This is a genomic window from Bartonella rhinolophi (assembly GCF_036576165.1).
In the GTDB taxonomy this organism is placed as follows: Bacteria; Pseudomonadota; Alphaproteobacteria; order Rhizobiales; family Rhizobiaceae; genus Bartonella.
This window is the reverse complement of record NZ_JBAFWY010000001.1, coordinates 571,228-580,151: the sequence shown is the minus strand read 5'-3', so window position 1 is coordinate 580,151 and position 8,924 is coordinate 571,228. Positions and strand designations below refer to the sequence as shown.

Below are 8,924 nucleotides of genomic sequence, written 5' to 3'. Positions count from 1 at the left end.
AATTTTTACAGAAAAAATAAAAAATAATTCCAGTACCTTATTTTGCAATCTAAACGTGTGAGAATAAAAATTTCTATCAAAATAGTACAGGTCTTAAAAAACGTAATATCCTTACATGTAAAGCAAATGCTTGTAAAAGCATTCTAAGCTATGCTAGTTTTCTAGCTTTAGTATTCTAAAATCTATGATGAAAGTCTTATGTGGGATAACCAACATCAGAAAAATGATCTTGGGCAGGACCCTGCTCTTGTGATTAAACGTTCTCTTCCTGCTCGTCGACAAGTTTCTATACGGTGGCTTGCAGGAACAACTCTTATTGGAGTTACCTCCTGCATTCTTATGGGGATTGCGCTTTTTGCTGCCTTAGATGAACAACAACAATTAATCACACCCCCACAATGGTTTATTCAAGAGCACCTACCAACTTCACAACTGCTTGACCCCAATGGATATAAAGGGGATCGTATTTCTCCCACGCGTGCACGACAAAGTTTTGATAGTAAACGCCAATTTACAGTATCCGTTTTGCAAAAAAGAGGTGCTGAAAAAGTTATTCAGACTCAAAATTTTGAATGGATTCGAATGGCACTGGCTGAAGAGAGACAACATCAATACACTTATCCCAAATTTGATGCGTTAAGCATTTTTGCTAATGTTGCGCAAAATCAAACCGTGAAGCCACAAAATTCTGGACATATTTACGGAGCAAAAGTGGGAACAAAAATGACCTTACGCAGTCATGATTTTATTATTGATCAAGTCAATTTTGATGGCGCAGATATCCTCACTGCCAATGCAGCACAACAAGAGTTACAAAAAGCGGGATTTTCTTTAGAAAAAATCACCCAACATCCCTCAATTCTCACAATGGTTGATCCGTCTTTACAATCAGACAGCTTGCCCACTTCCCCCCAATTTACCGAGGCTCCAGAAGTCCGCATTGTTCAAGAAAATGTAACGATCTCTCCCAAAAGTCACCGGATTGATCTTACCCAAAATTATGCTGAAGATATTATTCCCATTCATAAAAAACAAAAAATAATCGATGCCCTCAAAAAAAACGATTATACAGAACAACAAATTGAACAGGTTGCAAATACTTTAGCTATATTTAACCGTTCAGATACACTCAAAGCAGGCAGTCTCATACGGATTGGAATCATCACACAGCTTGGAGAAGAAGACCATCTTGTACGTGCAAGTATCTATCAAGGAATGTCTCATATTCTCACTATTGCTCTTAATGATAATAACCAATTCGTTGAAAGTGCAGAACCAGAAATGTCGCATGCACTAAAAACTGCTTTTCGCAATGGTATTCCTCATCCTCATATGAATCCTGCACAATTACCAACGATCTATGATGCCATCTATAATGCTGTGCTCAGTCACAATATGTCGCAATCCCTTTCTCGACATCTCATTCATCTGCTTGCAACCAATTTTGATATGAAAAGTAAGATAACGCCAACCGATCAGCTTGAAATATTTTATGCCGTGCCACAAAAAAGTGAAAACAATGAAGAGAGCCTGAAGGGAAAAGAAGAAACAACCGTAAATGCAGACCCTGAAATTCATTATATCAGCGCCACTTTCGGCAAGGTAACTTATAAATATTACCGTTATCAAGCAAGAGATGGTAGCATTGATTATTATGATTCAGAGGGAAAAAATTCGAAACCGTTTTTGCTGCGTAAACCCGTTCCAAATGGCATTTTTGGTTCCCCCTTTGGACCACGCAAACATCCTATTTTAGGATATGTTCGAATGCACACAGGCGTTGATTGGGCTGCACCAAAAGGATCACCGATTATTGCTGTTGGAGATGGTGTTGTAATACAAATGGGTGTCAGAGGTGGTTATGGAAATCATACAGAAATTCAACATGCCAATGGGTATATCAGCAGTTATTCACACCAAAGCCGTTATGCAGAAGGTATTAAACCAGGTGTCAAAGTACGACAAGGACAAATTATTGGGTATGTCGGATCAACGGGCATGGCGACAGGTCCCCATTGTCATTTTGAAATCATTGTCAATGGTACAAAAGTAAACCCAATGCGTATCCGTCTACCTGATAGTAAAACTTTAACCAATCAAGACCTGCAAGCATTCTTGCAAGAAAAAAATAATATTGACGCTTTGATAAATAGCCCGGTAGCACCATCAGAAGACACGTCTTAAATGGTCTTTCAAAATGAAACTTGCTTTCTCAAGACATGCTCTCCTACATAGCATCACGATAATTAAAAAATGTGCCATCATCTTCTTTTTAAATGCGCTACCATCCTCTTTTAAATACCATCCTCTTTTAAAATTGTAGAAGGAAGTAAAACACGCACTTAATACCTCATTGATATGCAACCCTAACATGCAGGGTGGGAATATCATGATGGCAACACTCATTTCATATTTTCATAAATAATTACGATCGTGATGCATCATAAATTTTGCGCTACACTTCTTTTCATAAACAATATTGGCAAATAGATATGGAAGAATGCAAAGAGATCTCTTGAAAGCAAGCCCTTGATATGACAGACCTATAGAGACATAAAATTCTCTGTGGAGTGCTGGTTGCGAGCGATTCAATCCATGCAAATAGAGCAATGCTCCTTCTCATTTCAATCACATATCACTGATGAATGAACAGATTTTCTTCACACATTTTTCTCTTTATCGTTTGCGTTAGAGAAAAGTGTTTACGCACCTTATAAAATTCATGGAGAGATTCATTATGCACAATTGCAAAATTATCCAGTTTATACGACTGTAAGAAAAAAACTTCAATTTCTGCGAACATAAGAGGAAAAAACTATAAATTTTCCATAATACGATTCGCTCAACCTTTATTCATGAATATTCTCACTTGTCTTCATTGAAAAAAGTCATCAAAATTTTTATCAATATTTAAACGAATCATTCTTTCCCATAAACATCACAGAAAATTTATCCGAGCACACACATCCTCTCGCCTCAACCTTAAACTTAAGAGCTACATTATCACGTACGAAATAATCAACTGTTCAACAATAATTCCTGTACACACAGCAAAACATATATTGCATAACGATATTATTGAAGAATGGGGAAAAGATATGAAAATCTACAGTAGAAGAGGGTTGCCCATTGTGAGCAATGATCTTGATATTCTTTGTCGTGGATTCTTCTCTGTAAACATATTTTAGGCTAAAATGTATTTTTTTCAAATAATAGCAGATTATACAAACCTTTTCTGTTTCTCCTTTGATCAATGAAGAAAGATTTTGACAAGAGATTTTAACTATTCATGTTGAGTTTTGGCAAAGGAATGGTCACCTTTGTCCCCCCCAAAGTAGAGGTTTCAAAGAGTGATTTTTCCCCAAATTGCATACAAAGCTGTTCAATAACCAAGCGACCAAGACCTGTTTTTTGCTGTGAGCTTTGGCAACGTATGCCCACACCATCATCTTCCACAATGAGCACCATTTGTCCATTTTCTTGAGAATCAAACGAAATATAAATATTCCCAGAACGTTGATCAGGAAAAGCATGTTTTAAGGAATTTGTTAGCAACTCGCCAAGAATAATACCGAGTGTTGTAGCATCTCTTGAAGACAGTCGACACTCTTTGAAAGAAGTATGAATAGTTATATTTTCGCGCAATTCAAAAGGTACAGCCAACTCGACATCTCGAACCACTAAGCTGAGAAACTCCGCCAATAAAGTTGTCTCCATATCATCACTCAAACGCAAACGACGATGTGCCGTTGATATTGTCTGAATGCGATCACGTGCAGCACCAAGAACAGAACGCACTTCTTTATTTTCGCTACGACTTAATTGCAAACCAAGTAGAGAAGACACAGTTCCAAGGGAATTTCCAATACGATGGCTAGCATCTTGCAGCAACATTTCAACACGTTGTCGTTCTTTTTCTGCATGATTGCGTGCTTTTTCCAATTCGTGTGTGCGCTCTTTCACACGAGCTTCAAGGGCAGCATTTTCACTATGAAGCAGCAATTGGTACATTTTTAAGGAACGCATATCACGATGAAAGCGATTAATGATAAAATAAGCTGAAATAAAAGTACTCACCACAGAAACAATTGCTGCCAATGTTAAAGCAGCATGCATCAACGCTATATTTTCGCGCTGGCTTTGCCGTATAGTATCATCTCCATTAATAAAATTTGTCATCAATTGGGCTAAGCGCGCAATTTGGATCTTTTGGATTTCAGGGATGCGAGAGGGTTGAGAAGATTGGTCAGGTGACGCATCAAGAGCAAGCATATGAGAATTCATAAGATCTTTACGTATTTCAACCTCTTTTTTAAAATCAGCAAACCATTCATACCATTGCGGATGTGCATAAACAATGAGTGCAGTATAATCGAGAGTATCATTAAGATGACGCGCTGCATTTGCAAAACGTGCTTTGTCTTCTGGCTTACGGGTTTTTGCATAGCTACGGTCAGCTATTGCCATATCGATCAAACTAATGAGTACTAAATCAGCCTGTTCACGCAATTCTGAACTTGTATTCAACTGCGCAATTTCCCGATCCACTGCATTTGAGAGCAGTATAATAAAAGTCGATGCCACACAAGCCATAACAAGAGAAACAATAATTGCCACCCAACGCCATCGTGATATCGTTGCATCAGAAGTGGGTACTTTAGGCAGAAAAATCGTCTTTTTTGTCATATAATTTCCATCGGCGAACCTGAAAATCGTCATTTTTCAGCAGAAAAGAGGATTGCCTTATGAAACATAGCGCAAAAGCCCGATTGAAAATTTCACACAAGCTTTTCTTATTTTCCCAAGGATACACATCAAACGCTCTGAATTTCCTCAGAACACCACTTTACGTTAATAGCTATAACGGGGATAAAAAAAACAAGATCATCAATCATAATTATTACATTTTTTTAGCCACTAAATGAACACAATATACTTCCAGCCGAACAAGAATCTGGACCATAATCAGATTCACCATTCACTTTGAGAAGTTCCTGCAAGCGATTGCGCGCTCTGCTAACACGGCTTTTGATTGTTCCAATGGCACAACCACAAATAGCCGCAGCGTCTTCATAAGAAAAACCAGACGCTCCAATAAGAATAATGGCTTCTCTTTGATCAGCAGATAACGCATTTAAGGCTTTTTTAAAATCTTGTAAGTCAAGTGACCCATATTGAGAAGGATGAATAGCTACATTTTGGGTAAACATGCCATCACTGTCTTGAACTTCTCTTCCCTTTTTGCGCATTTGGCTGTAAAATTCATTTCGCAAAATAGTAAAAAGCCAAGCTTTAAGATTAGTACCCATTTCAAAGCTGTCTTGTTTAGCCCACGCCTTCATAATAGTATCTTGAACCAAGTCTTCAGCTTTATCATGTTTGCTACTTAAAGAAATAGCAAAAGCCCGTAAAGCTGGGAGAACCAAAAGTAATTCCTGTTTAAAATCTTTCACACTCACTGTCATAAAGGATCAAACCTTTTTTACACTCTTGAAGCCAAATTGCTCTGCCTGATCCAATCTCTCCAAAAGCTCCAGCAGGCGTACAGGCAGTGCTTCTTCCTGAATCCCTACGTAAAACTGGCGCAATTTTCGCGCTATTTCGCTATTGACCCCGAGAACATCATCTCCAAACGAATGATTGGCGAGATTTTTTTCATCATGGTCGTTCATTTTTCATCCCCCTAATCCATATACTAATAGTAACACTAAGAAGAGATTTTCGCCTCATGGTTGTAAATATAGTTTTATGTCAAAAGTTCCATACAAGCAGAGGAACTTTTTCATTTGTTGGGGATTTCAATCAACAAAGTGCTTGCAAAGATGAAAGGAGCTTATAAATCATGTCATTATCAACACGCATCGCACCACATCTCCCCTATCTTCGTCGTTTTGCCCGATCTGTCACGGGCAGCCAATTATCTGGTGACGCCTATGTATCAGCAATGTTAGAAGCGCTCATTGCTGACATTTCCATTTTTCCCAAGACATCCAGTGATCGGATTGGTACCTATTGGCTCTTTTGTCACCTCTTTGATCAAACGACACCTAATATTCCTGAGCCGCTGCCACAACTTGGTATTGAACAAAAGACTCATGCTAAATTATCGTATCTCACACCACGTGCACGCCAAGCATTTTTGTTGATTGCAGTTGAAGGTTTTAATGAGCAAGAAGCCAGCGAAATTATGAATCTTGATGCGAAAGCGTTTCGCAAACTTCTTACCCAAGCATCAGTTGACATTTCTCAACAAATTGCCACACAGGTTATGATTATTGAAGACGAGCCTCTTATTGCGATGGATATTGAGCAAATGGTAGAAAGTCTTGGTCATCAGGTTGTAGGGATTGCCCGCACTCGCGATGAAGCTGTAGTGATGTACCACCAAAAAAAGCCACGAATGATTTTAGCCGATATCCAATTGGCTGATAACAGCTCTGGTATTGACGCAGTTAATGACATTTTACAAAATGACCGTATCCCTGTAATTTTCATTACTGCTTTTCCCGAAAGGTTACTCACTGGAGAGCGTCCAGAACCCACTTTTTTGGTCACAAAACCGTTTAACCCTGACATGGTGAAGGCGCTAATTTCACAGGCTTTATTTTTTCAAAAAAAGGCTTCTAAAGCTGCCTAACACAAGATAACATTTTGATCATGATTGTTACTCCTGTTCCAAAGCCACCCATGGATAAATCGCGTCTTAGAGCTTTAATGCAAGCAATCTGTGGGGCTGGTATTTGTGTTTTATACCAGACAACGAATCTGGTCTATTTATGGGCTGAAAATCTGCCGAAGCATTTGCATAATAAATGGCGCGTTGGATGTCGTGATAGTGATTTTTTTTCACTTGATCTTGCCGATAATATGGAAACAATCAAATTGCAGGTTTTAGCTACAGGAAAAATGCAAACCATCGAAGCACGGTTTGAGGATACGGCAAAACAAGCCATTTGGTACAAATTTTCTATTGATTGCCACCACAATGATCAAGGGGAAATTATTGGCATTATCACCACTGGTATTGATATTTCAGGATTACGCCGACGTGAGCAAGTGCTAAAAATATTACTTCGAGAAGTCAGTCATCGCTCTAAAAATCTTTTGGCAATCATCCAAAGTATTGCCAGTCAAACTGCACGCTACACAGAATCGCTTCAAGTTTTCTTACGCAAATTTCAAGGACGTATCCACTCTCTTTCTCATTCTCAAGATCTGATCACCGATTCTGATTGGCGTGGTGCTCAGTTTCGTGAATTGGTTCATTCGCAAACTTTGGGCTATTTAATGAAAGAAAAAGAACGCTTTTCTATTGAAGGCGTAGACCCTTATCTTTTTCCAAACGCAGCGTTACATATTGGTTTGGCTTTTCATGAACTCATTGTCAATTCCCTTTCTTTTGGTGCTTTATCACAAGAAGAAGGAAACGTATGTGTATGTTGTGAAGTTCAAACGAAAATGAATAGGGAAACGCAACTCCTCATTACTTGGAATGAAAATTTTGAAGCAGGAACCCTTCTTTCTACGGATAACCAATCTTGTTTTGGCAGCGCTGTCTTAGAAAAGATTGTCCCTGTTTCAGTAAATGGCTCATCTTCTTTAAAATTGACAGAAAAAGGAATTTTTTATCGCTTGTATGTTCCTGATACTTATTTTGATACCTTTTTTTAAAAAAAGCAGTTCGAACATTGCAAAATGAGCAAATAAAATACCCCCTCGCAGAGTATCTCTAAACAAACTATCACACTTAATACAAAAACATTATTTCTGCACGACCATCCTACTTAAGGGCTGACCTTGCTGATGAAAAATCACTCCTAATTTTTTAGGAACAAAAAACCTTTGAAAACATTGAACAATAAGAGAGCTCTCTTCATGTTGACAGATGGCATTTTATACTATCAACCTTTCATTTGGAAAATGTTTTATGAATCCTCTTTTTTTTGTTCTTCTCTTGGTTTCATGTACAGATGATTTTAACAGTTGTTACTCTAACAGTACAATGGTCAAAACCTATCCCACAGCTCAAGCATGTGAGCGAGCCATGGTACCATCTACCAAAAAATTTGCATTTTATGGACAACAAATTTTTGCTCAATGCACGCATATACACACAAACTTACATCAACAAGAAGTGGATCTCATCTGGTCTGTGACCAATAGAGGAAACTTCTTACTTACCAGTCAAGAACATAAAAAATAATCTGCACACAAACAGCAAAAAACTTTTATCAGTACACCTTCTTCTACGTACAGTTGCCATAGACTTTTTGCACAAAAATTATTAAAAACATAAACAAATCATATTTCAAAAAACGAATGAAAGAGTGCAGCATGGCAGATAATAAGCAGAGTGATACTGCGGATAACAAACAGAATGATACTTCAAGAAATCATCGTACAAAACTGTGCACTCTGCCTCAAGATCACCCCTTAGATCCTACGATAGAACGCGTTAGAAAAAAGCTCATGCGTTTAATGATCATTTCTATTTCGATAACACTTATTCTTATTCTCGCAGTACTGTTTGGAGTTGTATATAAAATTGTAGCCACTCAACCTGCTTCCAAACAAACAAGTCTCGTTTCTTCTCAAGGTAAAAATACAGAAATTGTTCAGCACACACTTTCCTTACCAAAAGGCACACAGATTCTGTCACAAAGTCTTTCAGAGCACAATATTGCATTGAAAATCTTAACACCTGAAGAGCAAATAAAATTTATAATTTACAATTATCATACTGGTGCAATTACTACAATTCTTTCAATTAAAACAACGCAATACTCGTCTCCTCTTCTTCCTTTCAAGAGTCAATAAAATCTTTATGCATCTGTAATCAATCGAAGTAATTTCTTAATTTAAAAGCTAAGAGCATAAACAATAACAAATGCTCATACATCTTTTTCCGCGTTTAAGCCAAAAGG

7 protein-coding genes and 1 pseudogene are annotated in these 8,924 nt (G+C 37.8%); 5 read left to right on the top strand and 3 right to left on the bottom strand.

Going from position 1 to position 8,924, the window contains the following annotated elements:
- The first annotated feature begins 198 nt into the window (after positions 1 to 198).
- Positions 199 to 2,184 (top strand): M23 family metallopeptidase, encoded by a 1,986-nt coding sequence (locus V5N67_RS02360; protein WP_332060275.1) that lies wholly within the window; start codon positions 199 to 201, stop codon positions 2,182 to 2,184.
- A gap of 1,095 nt (positions 2,185 to 3,279) precedes the next feature.
- Here the strand turns inward: V5N67_RS02360 and V5N67_RS02355 are convergent.
- From V5N67_RS02355 to V5N67_RS02345, 3 genes are all read right to left on the bottom strand, one after another.
- Entirely contained in the window at positions 3,280 to 4,686 is a 1,407-nt protein-coding gene (locus V5N67_RS02355) for a sensor histidine kinase (protein WP_332060273.1), read from the bottom strand.
- Positions 4,687 to 4,910: 224 nt separating this feature from the next.
- A complete protein-coding gene (locus V5N67_RS02350) occupies positions 4,911 to 5,465 on the bottom strand; it encodes an RNA polymerase sigma factor (protein ID WP_332060271.1) in 555 nt (184 codons plus the stop codon).
- Between the two features lie 6 nt (positions 5,466 to 5,471).
- Complete coding sequence (locus tag V5N67_RS02345) at positions 5,472 to 5,672, bottom strand: NepR family anti-sigma factor (protein WP_332060270.1); 201 nt, start codon at positions 5,670 to 5,672, stop codon at positions 5,472 to 5,474.
- Between the two features lie 170 nt (positions 5,673 to 5,842).
- Between V5N67_RS02345 and V5N67_RS02340 the strand changes: the two genes are divergently transcribed.
- From V5N67_RS02340 to V5N67_RS02325, 4 genes and pseudogenes are all read left to right on the top strand, one after another.
- A complete protein-coding gene (locus tag V5N67_RS02340; RefSeq protein ID WP_332060268.1) occupies positions 5,843 to 6,637 on the top strand; it encodes a response regulator in 795 nt (264 codons plus the stop codon).
- A gap of 20 nt (positions 6,638 to 6,657) precedes the next feature.
- A complete protein-coding gene (locus V5N67_RS02335) occupies positions 6,658 to 7,671 on the top strand; it encodes a sensor histidine kinase (RefSeq protein ID WP_332060267.1) in 1,014 nt (337 codons plus the stop codon).
- A gap of 256 nt (positions 7,672 to 7,927) precedes the next feature.
- A pseudogene (locus tag V5N67_RS02330) lies at positions 7,928 to 8,288 on the top strand (hypothetical protein).
- 46 nt (positions 8,289 to 8,334) lie between these two features.
- Complete coding sequence (locus V5N67_RS02325; protein ID WP_332060265.1) at positions 8,335 to 8,817, top strand: hypothetical protein; 483 nt, start codon at positions 8,335 to 8,337, stop codon at positions 8,815 to 8,817.
- The last annotated feature ends 107 nt before the right edge of the window (positions 8,818 to 8,924 follow it).